The 19,959-nt window shown below is 40.0% G+C and carries 18 protein-coding genes; 9 read left to right on the top strand and 9 right to left on the bottom strand.

Going from position 1 to position 19,959, the window contains the following annotated elements; all coding sequences use genetic code 11:
• Window positions 1–8 precede the first annotated feature (8 nt).
• The 7 genes from QTN47_RS13895 to QTN47_RS13865 all read left to right on the top strand — a co-directional run bounded on the left by QTN47_RS13895 (window position 9) and on the right by QTN47_RS13865 (window position 6,482).
• On the top strand, window positions 9–761 hold the full coding sequence (locus tag QTN47_RS13895; protein WP_369329994.1) for a lysophospholipid acyltransferase family protein: 753 nt from the start codon (window positions 9–11) through the stop codon (window positions 759–761).
• A 305-nt stretch (window positions 762–1,066) separates the two neighbouring features.
• Window positions 1,067–3,313, top strand: coding sequence for a TonB-dependent receptor (locus QTN47_RS13890; protein ID WP_369329993.1), 2,247 nt, complete (start codon window positions 1,067–1,069; stop codon window positions 3,311–3,313).
• Between the two features lie 106 nt (window positions 3,314–3,419).
• Window positions 3,420–3,875, top strand: coding sequence for a DoxX family protein (locus QTN47_RS13885; RefSeq protein WP_369329992.1), 456 nt, complete (start codon window positions 3,420–3,422; stop codon window positions 3,873–3,875).
• 23 nt (window positions 3,876–3,898) lie between these two features.
• Window positions 3,899–4,528 carry a hypothetical protein gene (locus tag QTN47_RS13880; RefSeq protein WP_369329991.1) on the top strand — a complete coding sequence of 210 codons (630 nt, stop codon included), beginning with the start codon at window positions 3,899–3,901 and terminating at the stop codon, window positions 4,526–4,528.
• 285 nt (window positions 4,529–4,813) lie between these two features.
• A complete protein-coding gene (locus QTN47_RS13875; protein ID WP_369329990.1) occupies window positions 4,814–5,482 on the top strand; it encodes a DUF2306 domain-containing protein in 669 nt (222 codons plus the stop codon).
• A gap of 30 nt (window positions 5,483–5,512) precedes the next feature.
• Window positions 5,513–6,196, top strand: a complete 684-nt coding sequence (locus QTN47_RS13870) for a hypothetical protein (RefSeq protein ID WP_369329989.1) — start codon at window positions 5,513–5,515, stop codon at window positions 6,194–6,196.
• Window positions 6,189–6,482, top strand: a complete 294-nt coding sequence (locus QTN47_RS13865; protein ID WP_369329988.1) for a winged helix-turn-helix domain-containing protein — start codon at window positions 6,189–6,191, stop codon at window positions 6,480–6,482. Before QTN47_RS13870 ends, QTN47_RS13865 begins: the two co-directional genes overlap by 8 nt.
• A 146-nt stretch (window positions 6,483–6,628) precedes the next feature.
• Here the strand turns inward: QTN47_RS13865 and QTN47_RS13860 are convergent, their stop codons facing one another.
• Together QTN47_RS13860 and QTN47_RS13855 are read right to left on the bottom strand one after the other, a co-directional pair.
• A complete protein-coding gene (locus tag QTN47_RS13860; protein ID WP_369329987.1) occupies window positions 6,629–7,819 on the bottom strand; it encodes a fasciclin domain-containing protein in 1,191 nt (396 codons plus the stop codon).
• 576 nt (window positions 7,820–8,395) lie between these two features.
• Complete coding sequence (locus QTN47_RS13855) at window positions 8,396–11,314, bottom strand: FAD-binding and (Fe-S)-binding domain-containing protein (protein WP_369329986.1); 2,919 nt, start codon at window positions 11,312–11,314, stop codon at window positions 8,396–8,398.
• 255 nt (window positions 11,315–11,569) lie between these two features.
• Here QTN47_RS13855 and QTN47_RS13850 point away from each other — a divergent pair, with 255 nt between their 5' ends.
• Window positions 11,570–12,733: a PepSY-associated TM helix domain-containing protein gene (locus tag QTN47_RS13850; RefSeq protein WP_369329985.1), complete on the top strand. Its 1,164-nt coding sequence runs from the start codon at window positions 11,570–11,572 to the stop codon at window positions 12,731–12,733.
• 84 nt (window positions 12,734–12,817) lie between these two features.
• Here QTN47_RS13850 and QTN47_RS13845 read toward each other — a convergent pair whose 3' ends face one another.
• From QTN47_RS13845 to QTN47_RS13825, 5 genes are all read right to left on the bottom strand, one after another.
• A complete protein-coding gene (locus tag QTN47_RS13845; protein ID WP_369329984.1) occupies window positions 12,818–13,642 on the bottom strand; it encodes a segregation and condensation protein A in 825 nt (274 codons plus the stop codon).
• 160 nt (window positions 13,643–13,802) lie between these two features.
• Complete coding sequence (gene mscL, locus QTN47_RS13840) at window positions 13,803–14,231, bottom strand: large conductance mechanosensitive channel protein MscL (protein WP_369329983.1); 429 nt, start codon at window positions 14,229–14,231, stop codon at window positions 13,803–13,805.
• Window positions 14,232–14,275: 44 nt separating this feature from the next.
• On the bottom strand, window positions 14,276–15,025 hold the full coding sequence (locus tag QTN47_RS13835) for a PPK2 family polyphosphate kinase (protein WP_369329982.1): 750 nt from the start codon (window positions 15,023–15,025) through the stop codon (window positions 14,276–14,278).
• Between the two features lie 185 nt (window positions 15,026–15,210).
• Window positions 15,211–15,774, bottom strand: a complete 564-nt coding sequence (gene frr / locus QTN47_RS13830; protein WP_369329981.1) for a ribosome recycling factor — start codon at window positions 15,772–15,774, stop codon at window positions 15,211–15,213.
• Between the two features lie 70 nt (window positions 15,775–15,844).
• Window positions 15,845–16,984, bottom strand: a complete 1,140-nt coding sequence (locus tag QTN47_RS13825; RefSeq protein WP_369329980.1) for a glycosyltransferase family 4 protein — start codon at window positions 16,982–16,984, stop codon at window positions 15,845–15,847.
• Between the two features lie 224 nt (window positions 16,985–17,208).
• On the opposite strand from QTN47_RS13825, the gene QTN47_RS13820 reads away from it, so the two are divergent.
• Window positions 17,209–18,051, top strand: coding sequence for a transketolase (locus QTN47_RS13820; protein ID WP_369329979.1), 843 nt, complete (start codon window positions 17,209–17,211; stop codon window positions 18,049–18,051).
• A gap of 149 nt (window positions 18,052–18,200) precedes the next feature.
• Here QTN47_RS13820 and QTN47_RS13815 read toward each other — a convergent pair whose 3' ends face one another.
• Complete coding sequence (locus tag QTN47_RS13815; RefSeq protein WP_369329978.1) at window positions 18,201–19,424, bottom strand: FtsX-like permease family protein; 1,224 nt, start codon at window positions 19,422–19,424, stop codon at window positions 18,201–18,203.
• Between the two features lie 36 nt (window positions 19,425–19,460).
• Window positions 19,461–19,853, bottom strand: coding sequence for a 30S ribosome-binding factor RbfA (gene rbfA / locus QTN47_RS13810; RefSeq protein WP_369329977.1), 393 nt, complete (start codon window positions 19,851–19,853; stop codon window positions 19,461–19,463).
• Between the last annotated feature and the right edge of the window lie 106 nt (window positions 19,854–19,959).

The raw sequence follows: 19,959 nt of genomic DNA, 5'->3' as shown, positions 1-19,959 counted from the left end.
CCCTTTTTGTGAAAAAAATCTTAGGATATATACTGACTCCAATATTTTATATTGTGTTTGGACTATTGCTCTGTGTGTTCCATGTATTGCAGGTAATTGCACTGAGAATATTTGGAAGAACAGCTCATAAGAAAATTGTTGACGTATTGAATTTTTGTCTTTTGTACAGTCTGTGCATTTTGGGAACGCATATAAGTGTCAGATATAAGGTGACCCTCCCGGTTGATAAACCAATCATTTTCATTGCTAATCATCAAAGCATGTATGATGTGCCAGGCATTATCTGGTTCCTGCGCAACAATTATCCAAAGTTTGTTTCTAAAATTGAGTTGATAAAAGGCATTCCCAGCATCTCCTACAATCTCCGTCATAGTGGAGCTGCGTTGATCAATAGAAAAGACTCCAGGCAGGCGATCACTGAAATTTCAAACCTGGGAAAACTGATAAATGCAAATAACTATAGTGCGGTTATATTTCCTGAAGGTACCAGGTCAAAAGACGGCACAATAAAACGTTTTGCAGCCGGAGGCATTACCACATTATTAAAAAAAGCACCGGATGCATTGGTTGTGCCGATTGCTATCAATGATATCTGGAAGCTGAACCGTTGGGGGAAATTTCCGATGTCAGTTGGTGAACGTATCAGTTGGACGGTACTTCCGGCCATCGAGACAAATGGTAAAGAAAGAGAAGCTGTTGCTGCAGAGGCAGAGGATGCAATACGGGCAGCGTTATCCGCTAATTCAATGCCGTTTAGTTAAGAGGCGCCATTTCTCAAACACCTGAAACAAAAATACAGTTACACCGAGTTACACGGAGAACACACAGAGCAACACAGAGAATTCATTCAGGTCTTCCAAATATGACGATGCTTGCTTAACTAAACGACATTGAATTGTTAATTGATCGGATGCTTGAAATGTGCATGCTAATGCATCTTTTTTTACCGCCTTTAAAATGTCATTCACCTTCGTTTTGAGCCATTCATCAAATACCAGGAAACAATCATCGTTTTAATTTGGTTTATAGTATAAACCAGTTTATGTTTGCTGTGAATTAACTGAATATGAAAAGATCCTTAACCATATTGATAACTTTTTTCTTAACCATTACATACTTAAAAGCCCAGGTTTCGATTAGCGGAAAGGTAAAAGATAACAGAGGGAAACCAATTATAGGAGCAAGCATTACACTTAAAGACACATACGACGGCGCTACATCTGACAGCCTGGGCAATTTTAAATTTACTACTACTGAAAAAGGTAATTTCCTGATCTCTATTACAAGCCTTGGTTATTTCTCATTTGAACAAAATGTGCATATTGATAAACTGCCGATTGTTTATAACGTTTCATTGAAAGAACAACTGGATGAATTAAAAGCTGTAACTGTTACAGCGGGCGCTTTTGCTGCAGGTGATTCCAAGCGCTCTGCAGTGTTGAGCTCTCTTGATGTTGCTACGACCGGTGGGGCCAATGCAGACATTACTGCAGCTTTAAAAACCTTGCCCGGTGCACAGCAGGTGGGTGAGCAGGAAGGTTTGTTTGTTAGAGGTGGAGCTGGTTATGAAACCAAACAATTTATAGATGGCACACTTGTTAATAATCCATATTATACAAGTGTACCTGATATTTCTACACGCGGCCGCTTTTCTCCATTTCTGTTTAAAGGAACTGTATTCAGTACCGGCGGATATTCCGCGCAATATGGGGAAGCTCTTTCTTCAGCATTGATCCTGGAATCTATTGACCTGCCCGAGAAATCTGCAGCAAATGCAGCCATATCACCGTTGTTCCTTGGTGCAGGACTGCAGGAACTCTCAAAGAATAAACAATCATCCTGGGGTGTTAACTATGGGTATACCAACCTGGTTGCTTATTTCAGTATAGTAAAGCAGACTCCTGACTATTTTAAAATGCCGGAATTTCATAACGGTGATGCCAATTTCCGGATTAAGACAAAGCATGGAGGTATCATCAAATACTACACAACATTTAGCTATAGCAAATTGGGGTTAAGACGGCCGGATATTGACAGTCTCGACCTGAAAGATGCCTTCGGATTAACCAATACCAACTGGTACAATAATTTAAGCTATCGCGAAAACCTGGGACGCGGCTGGAAGATGAACCTGGGAGCAGGGTACAGCTACAATAAAGATGACATCAGCCAGCAATTGCAGGATCAGAATAATCAGCCGGTGATCTTACAAGGAAAGCCATGGTATTACACAAAATCTTATGCTGTAGTCAACAATCAGCAACTAACTCAGCTAAAGGCTGTATTTGATAAAAAGCTTGGAGGTATAAGTCACTTTCGTTTTGGCGCAGAAGACTGGTATGCTGTTAACAAAAGCACTTATAATGACACGCTTAGAAAGCTAACTGATAATCTTGTATCTGCATTTGCCGAAACAGACATATATGTAACCAACAACCTGGCTGCAAATATTGGTGCACGTTTTGAATATTCTTCATTGATCAATAAGTCGAACCTTGCGCCGCGAGTTTCATTAGCCTATAAAGTGGGCAAGGGAGCACAGGTATCCGCTGCATATGGCGTCTTTTATCAGAAAGCAGAAAACCAGCAATTGTTCTTTACAAATAGCCTCGGTTATACCAGGGCAACACACTATATTGTTAACTACCAAAAAATGGTTGCTGAAAGGATCCTGCGTGTAGAAGCTTATTACAAAAAGTATGACGCGCTGGTTAAAACCATTCCTGTTAACTATTACTATGCTTATTACAATAACAACGGTAGCGGCTATGCGAAAGGTATAGAGCTTTTTTGGAGAGATAAAAAGACGTTTAAAAACTTTGACTACTGGGTGAGCTATTCTTATCTTGATACTAAAAGGAATTATTTAAATTTTCCAGGAGAGATGACGCCAAACTTTGCTGCAAACCACACTGCATCACTTGTAACAAAGCGCTTCTTTACAAGTATTAAAACAGGTTTCAATTTTACATACAGTTTTGCTACAGGCAGGCCCTATTACAACCTCATGTATAACAGCGGCAATAACAAGTACGTAATGGCAGATCATGGCACAACCAAAAATTATAACAGTCTTGGTTTTAGCATGAACTATGTGCCATCTGTTGGTAAGCCTAACGCAAAAACATTTATTGTGCTGGTAGCAAGTATTACAAATGTGCTGGGTTACAATGCGGTGTATGGATACAACTATTCTTACAATGGTTTAAATAAAGAACCGGTTATACCTCCCGCAAAAAGGTTCTATTTTGTTGGGGTGTTCTTAAGCTGGGGTGTGGATAGAACGCAGGATGCGATAAATAACAACCTGTGAGGAAGATCGTAAGACCGTAAGATCGTAAGACAGTAAGATGGTAAGAGAGTAAGATAGTGAGAAAGAAAGAAGAGGTGAAGAAGAAGAAAAATAAACTTGAATATACATGAAACCACTATTTGTATTGTTGATAACGTTTGGGTTAACGTTATTGGTAACGCTGCTTTTCGGTGGATTGAATGTTGGGTTGAGTGGTAGAGTGGCAATGTTTGTTATGCTGGTGTTTACTGCCATTGGCCATTTCAAGTTTACGGAGGGGATGATGATGATGCTTCCTCCGCAAGTGCCAGCAAAAAAGGCGATAATTTATATAACCGGTATCCTGGAAATTGTGTTGGGAGTGATGCTTGTTTTGAAAGACTATATAACGGCTACCGGCTTTGCGTTGATTGCATTCTTTCTTGTACTGCTGCCTGCGAACATACATGCAGCAGCGCGAAAGGTGAATTATGAAAAAGCGGATTATACAGGTAAAGGATTGTCATATTTATGGATAAGAATACCCATGCAGATATTGTTTATCTGGTGGGTTTATTATTTCGCTATTTGTAATACCAACTAATCAACAAACATAAAATCAGATATATGAAATCACTCATGCTCACTGTAACGATGGTCGCGACATTTCTTTCAACTTATGCCCAGAGCGATAAGTTTACAGCCGCGATGCAAAAATCGCTCGCTATGCTTGATTCTGCTAAAACAACCCAGGATCTTACAACTGTATCTAATGCCTTTGAAAGAATTGGCGATGCGGAAAAAACACAGTGGTTGCCATATTACTATGCTGCGCTTGCGCTAACAAATTCGGGATGGGCAGATCCTGCTGTTGATAAAGACAAGAATGCTGAAAAGATAGCGGCTTTATTAGATAAGGCAGAGGCAATTGAAAAGAACGCAGAGTTATACACCATCAGAAATATGTCGGCAACACAACAGATGCTGGTTAACCCGCAAGAGCGTTGGCAGACATATGGACAACAGGCATCGTCTGCTTTACAGGCGGGAATGAAACTGGATCCAAACAATCCTAGATTGTATTATTTGCAGGGTATGAGTTTGTTTAACAGGCCGCAGCAATTTGGCGGAGGAAAGGATGTTGCAAAGCCTGTGTTTGAAAAAGCTGAACAGCTATTCAAGGCTGAGCAACCTAAGCCGTTGTACCCGCATTGGGGACAAAAACAAACTGAGGACATGCTTGAGAAGTGTAAGTAATCTTAGAATCAGGTGTGAGGTATGAGGTATGAGGTATCAGGTATCGGTGTAAGGTGTGAGGCAAAGGCGTGAGGTATGAAGCATGAGGTATAAGGCCTGTGGTATGAGGCATGAGGTTAAAGGTTAAAGATAGGTTCAGCGACCGCTGGCTTGTTGCATACCACTCCTGGTATCTAATACCTGATACCTCACACCTGACACCTGACACCTCTTTTGTGGATATTAAGTTGCGTGTGGTAGTGAACTGAGGTTTATTTTCGGTTTTTAAATAGTGTAGTCAGTAAAATGCAATTATTTCAAACACTTCTTATTTTGCACATTGCCGGGGGCTCGTTGGGCTTGCTGGCAGGAACTATTGCCGCAAGTGCACTTAAAGGACGCAAATGGCATTTGCTTGCCGGCAGGCTTTTTTTCTACGGAATGTTCATCGCTTCCGCCTCTTCATTAATTATTACCAACATGCCCGGCCACGAAAATGTATTTCTTTTTGCAATTGCCGGATTTACGTTGTATATGGCTTCTTCGGGTTATCGAATGATTATATTAAAACGCAAGCAAATCAGCGACAATATTGGATTCAGCTGGGTGGATTATGCGGTACTTATATTCGGTCTGACGTTTGGATTATTTCTCTGCCTACTTGCCATAAAGGGTATTCTTAAAGGAAATTTATTTGGGTTGGTACCTTCCGTATTCGGAGTGTTATGTCTCTGGTTCTCATTGGCCGACCTGGGGCTTATCGCAGGCAAAAAGGCAATAAAACAAGTGTGGCTTTACAATCATATCATACGAATGGTTGGTGCGCTCGTTGCAGCCTATACCGCTTTTCTGGTAGTAAACGTGCATGTAAACCAAGGGTGGATATTATGGCTTGCGCCTGCATTAATTGGAACGTTCATCATTATATTTTTTATAAGAAAATTTGTTTCGGGAAAAGATCCTCAAACAATTTAATATTCGCACAAAGCATTTTAAAGACCTTATATGGAAGAAGAAAAACTGCTTACCGGTGAAGAAAGCCTTCAGTTGATAACAGGAATGATCAACAAGGCAAAGAACAGTTTTCATGATAGTGGAACAAGCATGCTTCTGTGGGGATCTTGCGTGTCTGTTGCCGCAATGGTTACTTATCTGCAGCTGGAGTTCAACTTCAGCATCGGCTTCAATATATGGCTGATCATTTTGTTTGCAGTTATTCCCCAGGTGTTTATTACTATGAGGGAAAACAGAAGAAGGAAAGTTGTTGGATACGATGGATACGCGATAAATGTTGTATGGTCCACGTACGCATTTACTATTTGCGGATTGATAATTTATGAAAGCATTGTGCCGTCTGCCTTTCAACATATCATCCAGAATGAAGGATGGCAATTGACAAAGCATTATCTGGATCAGTCCAGGCCAGATGAAGTGCTTGAGCCATTCACGCTGAGCATCACATCTATTTACATATTGATCTATGCTTTCCCTACAATTATTATGGGAAGGATAAGGAACTACAGACCCATGATAACTGGTGCCATTATTACTTATGTCCTGTTTGTTGCATCGTGCTTTACCACTACAAAATATGATATGATATTTTCCTGCATTGCAGCAATTGCGTGCTGGTTGATACCGGGGTTGATTTTGCGTAAAAAATATCTTAAACAGAAAGCGAATGTTTAAAGATCTGGATCCCATATTGCATTCACAACTCAGGCTGGCCACAATGAGTTTGCTTATAAGTGTAAAAGAGGCGGAATTCACATTCATAAAAGAGCAAACAAATGCCACAGCAGGAAATCTTAGTGTGCAAATTCAAAAGCTTAAAGATGCGGGGTATATTGAGGTGATCAAAGAGTTCAAAGACAATTATCCGAATACAACCTGTAAAATAACACCTAAGGGAGTCAGGGCATTCGAAGACTACGTAAAATCGTTACAGGCATACCTGCATATTACAAAAAAATAAAGCCACCGACGTCGAATGCTGTCAGTGGCTTTAAATGCTTTTTTATTTTACGCTTATCACATGTCACAAATCAGAAGAAAATTTCATTTATTCGTCCTTCCCAAATATTTTTAAATATCTTCTGAACTTATAGTTTGACCCGGCAATTATTTCTTATCAGGAGTTCTTCTAAGCAATGCAGGAATAATATGAATAACCCCGTTGGTGCAAACAATATTGCCCGGCCATATTTTAGCATATCCAACATTACCCATTCCTTTTACAAATCCCACAGGTACACCTGTGGCAGTAATAATCTTGTTTACATCGCTTTTTGACAAGGTTGTTTTAGCATAGAAGAAGCCGAGGTCCCAGCCAAAATAGTGCCCTGCTAATATGTGGTATTTGACGAGGTTTGACAGATCATAAACAACATTTGGTTTAGTGATAGCATTTATCTGATCTACACTGTTATAAGGTTTGGGAGATTTTCTGAAACCTTCGTCCGTTGGCGCAAAAATGGTAAAGTTGCCATGTTTTGCAGAGTCAAGCAGGTTGGTTTTAACAAGTGCTGCAGTGAGTACTTTGAAGTTCGGATTTGACTCAAGATATTCTCCAACGCTTTGAGTAGGATACATCAAAACATTGTCAACCACCTGGATGATTCCATTAGTAGCCCATACATCCGGCATGATGATTTGAGCTGTACCGTTGATCTGAACCATATCCTGGAACCAGGATAAATAGATTGTATTGTCCCAATCTCTTTTCTTTGCTTTAACAGTTTTAAGACTGCTTCTTTTTTGAGGAATCTGATCAAAAGAGATTTCACCTTTTACAGCGTGGTATTGTAATGTGGTTCTTAACCAATCCAGTTGAGTGGGATCCTTTATTGCCAGGATGTTCTCTGGTGTATTGAATGGCTCAGGCAGCTTCGCAAATGCTTCATCGTTAGGAGCAAAGAAAGTGAGATGAGCTGAATCATCATTAGCTGCTTTGCCAAGGCCTGTAACCTGTATTGCAGCAGCAAGTGATTTAAAGAACGGAAGCTTTTTGGTTAAAATAAATATGGTATTCTTATTTGCTTTCGCGTCGGTAGACATAGCAAGAGCAGCCTGAATTGTTTTTTGTATATCAGCTTTTTGAGCTTTATAATCCTGCAAAGCCTGACTGGCATAGGCGTTGGCGCTGGCAGTGGCATCAGCTTCACTAATTTCATCTGTAGCAGCCACACTTGTATTGTTGCTCTGCTGGTCTTTTAAGCCGCTCTTTTGACAGGATGTGATAAGAAAGAGGGATAGAGAAACCAGAAGGGCAGCGTAAAGACGCTTGTTAACGTGAAACATAGTTCTTTTCATACTTTGTCTGAATTTTTGAAGATGAATAATTATTATACACCCGGAAGGAATTTTTTGTTGTGCAAAAACAGGTGTAATTATTGAACGGTGATTGAACGAAGTGAGAAAGATTAAATAATGTTGTCACGGGTAAGTGTACGGGTTTCATGGAATATTGGAAGGAATGAGCACGGTTTGATAGAAATGAAATATAAGGGGATAGCTGCTTGCCTGAATTATTGTTGTTCGAAAATAGCGGAACACACATACGGTTGAAATAAAAATTTGAATTGTTTAGTTACAGGTCAATACGCTCCCTTACAGGCTTTGCAAAAATGCAATAACGCGTCGTTCGTATCTTGTACGAATTATCAAAATGTTATCTGTAGGGGGAAACGGTATCGAATTGATCAGAACAGAAGAGCAGCTCCAAAAAGTGAGCCAAATGTTAAAATTTTAAATCAAATTTTGTAGAGATAACGCTGATAACAATTTGATTGGACAGATACTAATGTAGATATGTTAACAGCGGGTAGAGTTAGCAAAGCAATAAAAAAAGTGCGGGTTAGTTCTGTATGTAACTAACCCGCGTGTTGTTTATACCAAGGCTTCGTATAATATTTCTACCGGATGTTTGGCTTTTCTGCCGGTACCATCTTTTATCTGATGCCGGCAACTTGTTCCGGGTGCAGCAATAATTACATCTTCAGGCTGCTTGCGTACAGTGGGCAATAATACAAGCTCTCCAATTTTCATTGAAAGTTCGTAATGCTCTTTTTCATAGCCAAACGAACCCGCCATGCCGCAACAACCTGATGGGATTGTATCCACAGAATAATTTTCAGGAACAGAAAGCAGTTTAACAGATGATGCAACAGATGAAAGTGATTTTTGCTGACAGTGGCCGTGGAGCTTAATGCTTCGTTTTTCCCTGGTGAATTTACTTTTATCAATAGCGCCCTTGTCTATTTCTTTAGCAATAAATTCATCTATCGTATAAACGTTTTTAGACAACGCCTTTGCCGCTTCAAACTGATCGTCATCAGCCAGGTCAATATATTCGTCCCTGAAAGTTAAAATAGCAGAAGGTTCAATTCCTATTAGCGGAGTTTCTGCTGTAACAATGTTCTTTAGTAAGGCAATATTTCTGTTGGCTATTTTTTTTGCTTCGCGTAACAAACCTTTGGAAAGCCAGGATCTGCCACTTTCTTCGTGTTGTGGAATAACAACATTATATCCGAGTTTTTCTAAAAGCTGAATGGCTTTCATGCCTATTTCAGCATCGTTATAATTGGTAAACTCATCGCAAAACAAGTATACCTGTTTGCCTTGCTGCGGTTGCTGTTTAGTGTGTTTTGCAAACCACTTTTCAAGTGTTGTCCTGTACAAAAGAGGCATTGAGCGTTCAGGCGCAAAACCTGAAGTCTTTTTAATAAGATTACTGATGCCTTTATTGGTCATCGCAAAATTGTACAAACCAGGAGCTATGGCCCCCAGTTTTGCAGATTTTGTAAAGTTGGCTATCAACCTGCTTCTAAAAGGCACGCCGTTAGCATCATAGTATTGTTGAAGAAACTCTGCTTTTAATTTAGCGACGTCAACATTTGAGGGACATTCTGATTTACAGCCTTTGCAACTCAGGCAAAGGTCCATTACATCGTAAATCTCTTTGTGGTCAAAGCGATTGATCTTGGATGAGTTGGTTAAAAACTCTCTTAAGATATTTGCTCTTGCCCTTGTAGTATCCTTTTCATTTCGTGTTGCCATAAATGAAGGACACATAGTACCACCGGACAAATGTGTTTTACGACAATCACCGGATCCGTTACATTGCTCTGCATGCTGCAGCACATCCTGATCGTGATAACGGAAGACAGTTTTGAATGCAGGCGTTTTTTGTCCGGGTGTATAACGCAGCATACTGTTCATAGACGGCGTGTCTACGATCTTATTTGGATTGAATATATTGTTGGGGTCCCAGGTATATTTTATTTCGCGCAGCAACTGGTAATTCTTTTCGCCGACCATTTGTTTGATAAACTCGCCACGCAATCTGCCATCACCATGTTCTCCGCTTAATGATCCGTGATATTTCTTAACCAATGTTGCAATCTCTTCAGCAATTGTGCGGAACAATCTGTTACCATCTTCTGTTTTCAGGTTGATAATCGGGCGAAGATGGATTTCTCCTGATCCTGCATGCGCATAGTGAACTGAATACAGATTATGCTGTTTGAGTATTTCATTGAAATCACGAATAAAGTCCGGAAGATCATTTACATCTACTGCAGTATCTTCAATAACGGGTACGGCCTTTTCGTCGCCGGGAAGATTGCTCAGCAATCCGAGACCTGCTTTGCGCAAGGTCCATATTTTCTTGGTGTCATCGCCAAACAGCAAAGGAAAATGGTAACCTAATCCAGCCTGCTCCATTTCATGCTGCACCTGTTGGGCGATGGCGGTAATTTCTTCTCTTGTTTCTTTTTTGAATTCAATAACAAGTATTGCACCAGGGTCACCCTTCACAAAAAAACGGTTCTTGCTTTGTTCAATATTGTCTTTGGTGCATTCAAGAATATAATGATCTATTAACTCGCTCGCCGTTGGGGCGTATTTCAGCGCAATAAGATTAGCTCTTAAAGATTCGTCTATCGAATTAAAATGAACGCAAAGCAAGCCGGTTTCTTTGGGCGGCAAGGGTACTACGTTAAGTTTTATTTCCGTAAGAAAAGCCAATGTGCCTTCTGAGCCTGCGATTAGCTGGCAAAAGTTAAAATCAGGTTGACCTGCAGTAAAAGGCGCGCTTTCCAGCAAAACATCTACTGCATAGCCGGTGTTTCTTCTTTCAATGCTTTGCTTCGGAAATTCTTTTCTGATCTCCTGTTGATTATTATAGTCGCTTAACAGACCACGAACTTTTTTATAAATGTTAGCTTCGAGCGAATCACCTTCGCACTTTGCATGGAAGTCGTCTAATGACAAGGCTTTAAATTCAGCTTCGGATCCATCGCTTAACAATGCTTTTACTTCGAGCAGGTGCTCGCGTGTACTTCTGTAAACAACAGAGTTAGAGCCGCACGAGTTGTTTCCCACCATGCCTCCTATCATTGCCCGGTTGGCAGTGGATGTTTCCGGGCCGAACAAAAGCCCGTGTGGTTTCAGGAACATATTCAGCTCATCGCGTATAACACCTGGCTGAACCCTTACCCAATTTTCTTCGGTATTTAATTCAAGTATTTGTGTGAAATGTTTCGAAACATCTACTATAATCCCATCGCCTACAACCTGGCCGGCAAGAGAAGTTCCTGCAGTACGGGGAATAAGAGATGTTTTTTCTTGACGTGCAAAAGCAATAAGCTTCTTTAAATCGTCAGTACTTTTCGGAATTGCCACAGCCAGTGGCTTTTCGCGGTATGCAGAAGCGTCTGTGGAATATAAAATGCGCATGGTGTCGTCAACATATAATTCCCCATCCAGTGTTTCAATTAATTGTTGCAACTTGTCTTGTATTGTCATAGTCACGATTCAGTTGAAGGCGATTGCGAATTTACGTTGTTTCTCCCTTTTGTTTTGATGCCATTTTGCGAACAGTAGTTAGTGGAAATAACGCATTCTGCTTTAATGTTTCCTCTTCTCGTAATATCATTTCCCTATTCTAACAATGGTTGTAAATAAGGACGAACAATTTTGCAGCCATTAGAAAGATGGCATTCCATCATGCCGTCTGCCGGCAGAAACTAATTCAAAACGGAAATTCGATTAAATCATAATATGACTTTGAAAAAGTTTGTTCTTATTGCTCACTTATGGCTGGGACTCGCTTCCGGGCTGATCGTATTATTTCTTGGTATTACAGGTTGCATGCTTGCTTTTGAACGTGAAATTGAAAACGTAACGCAGTCATACAGGTTTGTGCAGGAAGAAGAACGGCCAATGGTATCACCATCAAAAGTGAAGGAGATTGCAACTACAGCATTGCCGGGAAAGTCATTGCATAGTGTTACTTATGAAGGTGGAAAGAAAGCCATACAGGCTTCGTTTTATAATGCAGATCCTGAATATTATTACATTGTCTTCATCAATCCGTACAGTGGTGAGGTGTTGAAGATAAAAAATATGAACCGTGATTTTTTCCGTGTTGTAATCATGGGACACTATTACTTATGGCTTCCACCAACCATCGGACAACCGATTGTGGCAAGCGCTACATTGATTTTTTTTATAATGCTGGTAACAGGGATCATCTTATGGTGGCCCCAAAACAGTGCGGCACGAAAACAACGGTTCTCTATCAAATGGAGCGCAAAATGGCGCCGCGTGAATTACGACGTGCACAACGTACTCGGGTTTTATGTAACATGGGTGATTATTTTTATTGTTATTACGGGGCTAGTGTGGGGTTTTCAATGGGTCTCAAAATCGATGTATTATACTTTGTCCGGCGGCAAAAAACTGATATTGTATGAAGAAACTTTTTCTGCTCCCAAACCTGCCTCATTTAGCAGTTCAGGGCCTGCCGTTGACAGGATCTGGCAAATAATGAAGAAAGAGCATAGCAATGCTCAACTGATAGAAGTACACTATCCTGAAAATGATTCTGTAGCGATAGAGGCTGTTGCTAATCCCGATGCCTCGACATATTGGAAATCAGATTATCGCTATTTTGATCAGTATACTTTAAAAGAAATACCAGTAAGGCATATCTACAGCCGGTTTAAGGATGCAAAGCTGGGAGACAAAGTATTACGTATGAACTATGATGTTCACGTGGGAGCAATTCTTGGTTTACCAGGAAAAGTGATGGCATTTTTTGCAAGCCTTATTGCAGCCAGTTTGCCAGTTACGGGAGTAATAATCTGGTGGGGTAAAAAGAAGAAGAAGAAATATCATCCGGTAACAGTAAAAGCCCCTGAAAAGGAATATCAAAAATCGTAATAAAAAAGCCGTGAAATTCTCGCGGCTTTTTTATTGTACATCGTATCGTCAGATATCAATGATATGCGGAACTGTCAAAAAATACTAATTCAATGAAGGATTTACTTCATCATTATTATCTCCGAAGGCCTTGTTGAAATCAATATTGGCAGCGTCTTCTTCTCTGTCGCTGTTCCATTCTACAATGAAATTATTGCGGCCTTCACCAACCAGTATGGTCATAAATTTAAGCTGTATTAGCTCAAGCATGGAAAGGAAAAGAAAGATTGCCTGGATCCTGTCGTTGCAATGGTCAAAAATCTTTGCGAATGAAACATTTTTCTCTTTCTGAACAACGTGCAACATTTGTTCGCGGCTTTCCTCCATCGTGTAGTTATAGCGAACAACGGTATGAACAGGTTTATTATTTCTAACCTGAACGCGTTGCATTACCTTTTCAAAAGTTTTCATCAATTTAAAAAGGGTAATATTTTGTATTTCAGTTCCTTCAGATGAATCTTCTCCAATTTGCGATAAATCTTTTTCCAAATTACCGCGTTTTACCATCAACATGCGAATAGCTTCCATTTCAGCCATTTGAACGGAGGCTTCCTTGAATTTTTTGTATTCAAGAATTTTATCTACCAGTTCCTGGCGCGGATCTATCTCTACACCATTGGCATCGATCTCTTTGCGCGGCAACAACATTTTTGCCTTGATGCGCATGAGCGTGGAAATGAAAAGAATGAATTCGCTGCTCAGCTCAATGTTCAGCTTTTCCTGATCGTGTATGTACGAGAGGAAGTCCTGCGTTATTTTGTTGATAGGAATATTATAGATATCCAGTTCGTCCCTTTCAATAAAGAACAACAGAAGATCGAAAGGGCCTTCAAACTGGGGTAATTTTATCTGGTAGCCGGGAATTTGCAAAATATCACATTTAATGGTAAAACAAGATCATGAAGAACATTCATCATGATACACAAAAGTATCGCATTACCCGTAAATACTCGTTTGAGTACCATAGGTATGGAAAACTCAGTGAAACAGGTTGATAACTTACTAAGTCTTTGTAAATCAGGAGTGATAATTAAGCTTTTTTCTTCAGCTCATCTCTGATTTCCATAAGCAGTTGATCTGTGCTGCTTGGGCCCGCAGGTGCCGGTTCTTCTTTTTTCCTGTTGATTGTATTCATAAATTTCACAAGAAGGAATACACAGAATGCTACGATGATAAAATCAAGCACGTTTTGCAAAAAAGCGCCATAGGCAAAAACCGGAGCTCCCGCTTCCTTTGCTTTTGCAAGAGAAGGGAAACCGGTACCCTTACTGTCGTTTAGTAAGATAAATTTGTCAGTAAAATTCACGCCGCCAGTAACAAGTCCAATCACTGGCATAAGGATATTATCAACAAGAGATGATACAATTTTTCCGAATGCACCACCAATGATAACACCCACGGCAAGGTCCATTACATTGCCTTTAACTGCAAACTCTTTGAATTCTTTAAAAAATCCCATATTGTCTTTTTTTAGGTTGCAAAAAACGTTTTGTGCTTGTCGGCTTAGGCCTTTTTTAATCCCGGGTAACGCATCTTCAGCCCCTTAAGTTCATCACGCAAAGTTTTAGCTATGACGTATTCTTTGTACCAGCTATGGTCCGCCGGTACGATGATCCAGGGAACATCATTACACAGGTTAAAACAATCTTCATACATTTTCATATAATCCTTCCATAACTGCGCCTCATGAAGATCATTCTCGTTATATTTCCATTGTTTTGTCCGGTCGTTGATTCTTTCCTCCAATCGTTTTGTCTGTTCTTCTTTCGAAACATGTAAATAAAACTTGAGTATCCTTGTGTTATTATGCTCAACAAGTAACTGCTCAAATTGATTAATTGCGTTTATTCTCTTCTTTGCAGTTTTGTCATCGATCATTTTGTGAACTCTTGTAACCAGGATATCCTCGTAGTGACTACGGTTAAACACCTGGATCATTCCTTTTGCCGGCGTATGTTGGTGGATGCGCCATAAAAAATCATGAGCCAGTTCCTCTGCCGTAGGCACTTTAAAAGATTTAACCAGGACACCCTGAGGATTGAGTCTGCCAAAAACATGACGAACAGCGCCGTCCTTTCCTCCTGCATCCATCGCTTGTATAACCACCAGAACGGAATGTTTGGATTCTGCGTACAAAAGGTTTTGAAGTTCGTCAAGCTCGCTGAGAATTTTTTCTGTAGCTGCCTTAGTTTTTTCCTTATCTGTTTTTAATGGAGCAGTCGTGCTAATGTCTTTCAACCTGATTTTTGCCATGCCGCTGGTTTTACTGAGGAGCGAAATAGCGTTCTCCTCACAAAGCTCTGTTTCGAAACAACTATACTAATATAATCGTTTTCAGATTCTTAAAGAAGAAAAATCTATGTAATACGGATTGACATTTACGGCAAATAAAAAACGAGTGAGTAAAACCCACTCGTTTCTATTCTTTGGTCAATATTTTAGATCGACATCATTTCTTTTTCTTTTGCTGCCAGATGTTTATCAACAAGACTGATGAATTTATCTGTCAGGTCCTGAATATCTTTTTCAGCATCTTTTGCCGCATCTTCGCTCAAACCGTCTTTCTGCAGCTTTTTAATTTGCTCCATGGCATCCCTTCTAAGGTTGCGGATGGCTACTTTGCTGTTTTCGCCTTCACCGCTGGCTTTTTTGAACAGCTCTTTCCTTCTTTCCTCAGTTAAAGGAGGAAGAAACAGGCGAATTTGAACACCATCATTTTGAGGAGTAATACCAATGTTGGCCTGCATAATTGCTCTTTCAATAGGAGCAAGCATATTTTTTTCCCACGGTTGAATGCTAACGGTTTTTGCATCCAGTATGGTTACATTGGCGACATTGCTTATAGGTGTGGGCGAACCGTAATAGTCTACATTGATGCCGTTTAACATGGCAGGAGATGCTTTGCCGGCTCTTATCTTAGTTAATTCTACTTCCAGGTGATCTATTGCTTTTTTCATGGAAGAGTTAACATCATCCATGATAAGATCCAATTCTTCAGACATAAATTAAAAGTTTAGCGGCGGCAAATCTAATCAAATATGCCATAAACTAAAAACGCAAATACACCACACTCTATTCTTCCTTCGTAACAACTTTGTCTGCGGGATTAAAAATAGGAACAACCCTTACGTTGTCATCTTCGTTGTCTGCTTCATTTACGATGTGCAGAAGACGACGTTTACCATAGACATAACGTTTCAACAGGTACACACTGACAAAGAAAGTCAATACCAGGCTGCTAATAATAGCTGTTGTACCAAGTGAAAGTTGTGCAAAAAATACTATAACGGTTGAAAGAACGCTAATCCCAAGTATGGTAAGCGTTACTTTTTTGTGAGTAAAACCTTTATCAATTAGTAAATGGTGCAGGTGATTTCTATCTGGCGCAAAAGGAGATAGTCCTTTCGATACACGGATAATAAATACACGCAAAGCGTCCATTAAAGGAACCAGCAATACTCCAAATGCAATTGCCGGGGAGGCAGTAATTGGCAATACCGGTGCAGAAGGCGCAGTTTGTATAAAGTGAATTGCCATTACACTCATGATCAACCCCAGCAATAATGAGCCGCAATCGCCCATGAATATTTTTGCCGGAGGAAAGTTATACATGAGAAAGCCAAGGAAACTGCTTGCTACGCTGAAAGCCAGCAATGCATAAGAATAATCTTTATTAATAAGATAAAAAATACCGAACGCTATTGACGAAAACACGCCCAGGGAACCCGCTAATCCGTCAATACCATCAATAAGATTAAAGGCATTTATGATAACGATCACTGTGAAGAACGTGAATAAATGACTAGAAACAACGTCAAGGTTGTCAATGCCCATAAAACCATGCAGGTTATCAATGAGCAGGCCGGCCTTAAAAGACAATACTACACTTATAAGGAGCTGGGTTACCACCTTTTTCCACGCAGATATAATAACTATATCATCTATTACCCCAAGGATAAAAATAATAAAGAAACAAGCGGCGTATGACTGAAATGCGGTGTTGTTGTCAGCAAAGTTCATCGTAAGAAGGAGGCTGATAACTATCCCGGCAAAAATTGCGACGCCTCCAAGCGAAGAGGTAGGGTTGGTATGAGCTTTCCTTTTATCCGGCAGGTCATATAAGTTTTTTATATGAGCTATCCTTATTACGATTGGCATAAGAAAAAACGTAACAACAAATGACAATACGCAACCTAAGACAATTTGTGTCATTCTCAATTGGTTTTGTGTTAATACACTTATGTTAAAAGCTATGTCAATCTTGGGCGTAAAAGTAATCCAACTTATTTAATTGACAAAAGTTAATTAAGACGTAGTGTAAAAAAAATACATGTATGTGCAATATTTAAGCCATGATTTCAATTTTTTAAATCTGCTAAAAAGAATGAATTCTATAACGTTTACCTTAGCTTTGTGAGCCTAAAATTTAAATGCTTATGCCAGATGTTGCACAACTAAAGGACATTGCTACGCAAATTAGAAGAGACATTGTAAGAATGGTACATGCTGTTCAAAGCGGTCATCCGGGTGGTTCTCTTGGATGCACAGACTTTTTTACGGCCTTATATTTTAAGGTGATGCACCACGATCCTGATTTTAAGATGGATGGCATAGGCGAAGACCTTTTCTTTTTATCCAACGGTCATATTTCACCCGTATATTATTCAACGCTTGCAAGAAGCGGATACTTTGAAGTGAAAGAACTTGCAACTTTCCGTAAACTTAACTCCCGTTTACAAGGGCATCCTGCAACACACGAACATCTTCCCGGTATCAGAATCGCCAGCGGCTCACTTGGTCAGGGTATGAGCGTGGCTGTGGGCGCTGCACTTGCCAAAAAGTTGAATAAAGATAATCACCTGGTATTTTCGCTTCACGGAGACGGTGAGCTTGATGAAGGACAGAATTGGGAAGCGATCATGTTTGCAGGTCACCAAAAAGTAGACAACCTGATTGCTACTATTGACTGGAACGGTCAGCAAATTGACGGTCCGACGGCTAAGGTTATGGATCTTGGTGATCTGAGAGCCAAATTTGAGGCGTTTAAATGGAACGTAATTGAAATGGATGGCAATGATATGGACGATGTAATTGCTACCATGGACAAAGCAAAATCATTAACAGGACAGGGACAACCTATATGTATCCTGATGAAAACTGTAATGGGTAAAGGTGTTGACTTTATGGAAGGCCACCACGAATGGCACGGTGTTGCTCCAAATGACGAACAATTATCTAAAGCCCTTGGTCAATTACCAGAGACTTTAGGCGACTATTAAAATGCACCGTGGATGCTTGCTTGTATTCCACACACTAAAATATTGTTGTAGTTTTTGATAAAATTGCCGGCAATGCCGGCTTTTTTATTTCTGAAATGGAAAGGAATGTAGTTTGAGAAATGGTGATGTACCATTCAGAAAAAAAGATCTTAACTTTTTAGCGAGAACTCGCGCGTGCTTGCTTTTTTTGAAGGGATCCATGCCGCAAGAACGGCAACAAGCAAAACCGTGATACTTACAAGTACAAAATCGAAAGGATACATTTTTACCGGGTAGTAGTCAACTATAAATGTGCCGCCCTGTAACTTAACCAGGTGAAATTTTAGTTGTAGAAAGCATATAATAATAGCGACAATCATTCCTGCAATACCACCAATGGCTGCCAGCAGTAATCCTTCGTTTAAAAAAATCTTCTGAACCAGGTTGCTGGTTGCTCCCATTGCTTTTAATACAGCAATATCTTTTTGTTTTTCCAATACCAGCATTGTTAGCGCACCAATCATGTTGAATGCTGCCACTACAAGTATTAATGAAAGAATACCATAAATGACCCATTTTTCTACCTGCATAATGCTATACAAACTCTGGTTTTGCTCGTAGCGTGTTTGTACAATAAACTTGTCGCCCAATGTTTTTTGCAGTTGCTGTTTTATCTGGTCCACCTGTTCCTGGTTTGAAACAGCTACCTCAATGCCGCTATATTCATCAGCAGGGAGATTGAGCATGTTCTGAACAAATGAAAGGTTGGTAAATGCATATTTGTTGTCAAACTCCTGCTGTACCATAAAAGTGCCTGCCACACTAACATTGTAAGCGTTCATGGCATCAAGGCTGTTAAAGTTGCTCGCTTTCCTGTTAGGTAAATAGATCGTAAGTTCTGAGCCTCTGAATGCAGGATCAACACAAACTGCATTTTCAATGCCAACACCAAGCACCAGTGCCGGAGTATCCACTACTCCGAGGTGATAGTCACCACGAATAATATGTGATTGGGACGAAATGCCGTTTACCTTGTCATAGTTTTCGTCAACGCCTTTTAGAAAAACAATGGAGTTACAGTCTCCATTTACCAGCATGGCTTTCTCTTCAACTACAAGACTAAGGCCCCTCACACCATTTACTTTTTTAACGCTTAATATCTGAGATGGAGAAAGCTGAATAAATTTTCCTTTAGCGGGAGTTATTTTAATGTCAGAATAAAAATCACCATAAAGGCTTTTAACAAGATCCTCAAAACCATTGAAAACACTAAGCACGATGATAAGTGCAGCGGTACCGACAGCTATTGCCAGCACACTTATCCAGGCAATAATGTTGATTGCGTTGGTACTCTTCCGTGATTTAAAATAACGCCAGGCAAACAGAAGTTTCATGGATCTATTTTCAGCTTTGATCGGTTAATCTATGCACTATTCAGCCTTATCTGCTTCATCAGATGATGGCTTCTGCTTTTCCTCGTGTATCTTTTTAAACAGCTCTTCCATTTTAAATACATGGTCAAGCGTATCATCCTGAAAATAATGTATAACGGGAATTCTTCGCAGCTGATGCTTAACTCTTTCGGAAAGTTCTTTTTTGATCTCCCAGGCTCTATCCTCAATTTTTTTCATGGTTGTCTTTGCGTCGGCAACCTGGAATAAGCTCAGGTATATTCTTGCTTCCAAAAGATCTGGTGTAACTTTTACGGAAGAAATGGAAACCATACCTCCATCAATCATGTTTAGCCCCAGTCGTCTGAATATTTCGTTCATTTCCTGTTGAATTACGCCGGCCACCTGCCGTTGTCTTTTACCTTCCTCCATAACTTAATTTTTTCCTATTTCCATTCCGCCGCATGCGGAATAAATAAATGAGCTTGTAAAATTAGTTACTTTGCACGTTTATTCGCGCTTTTAGGTGAATAGAGAT

This window comes from Danxiaibacter flavus (assembly GCF_041060425.1).
Taxonomy (GTDB): domain Bacteria; phylum Bacteroidota; class Bacteroidia; order Chitinophagales; family Chitinophagaceae; genus Danxiaibacter; species Danxiaibacter flavus.
The sequence above is the reverse complement of the archived record's forward strand: the minus strand, read 5'-3'. Positions and strand labels throughout refer to the sequence as shown.